The following is a 339-nucleotide window of genomic DNA, read 5'->3' as shown; positions in this document are numbered from 1 at the left end:
ACGAGGTCGCGGGGATGGCCCGCACGGCAACCGGCGGCAGCTACAAGGTGACCGGGCTCCGCCCGGCGAGTACAAGGTGCGTTACCGGCTGACCGGCTACGACATCGTGACCAAGTACATCACCATCGACCAGAGCCCCAACAGCATCTCCGGCTTCGACGTCACGCTGTACTCGCACTAGACCGATGGCACGGCTGATGGCCCGGCGGCCCGGGCCGGAGTTCTGGCGCACGCTGGTCCTCGCCGCCCTCATCGCCGCGATCGGCCTGCTGAGCAGTCTCCGCGCGTTGTCCCTGCACGTCCGCCGTTGGGGCGAGCCGAACATCTACCTCAACTACA

The 339-nt window shown here is 67.3% G+C and carries 1 protein-coding gene; it reads left to right on the top strand.

Annotated features, from left to right (window positions below; all coding sequences use genetic code 11):
• A partial coding sequence (locus BN358_RS27265; RefSeq protein ID WP_198018542.1) for a hypothetical protein occupies positions 1–181 on the top strand: 181 nt, incomplete at its 5' end.
• Positions 182–339 lie beyond the last annotated feature (158 nt).

Origin of the sequence: Sedimentibacter sp. B4 (assembly GCF_000309315.1) — a bacterium.
In the GTDB taxonomy this organism is placed as follows: Bacteria; Bacillota; Clostridia; order Tissierellales; family Sedimentibacteraceae; genus Sedimentibacter; species Sedimentibacter saalensis.
Note: the sequence above shows the minus strand (reverse complement) of the source record. Positions and strands in the feature narration are given on the sequence as shown.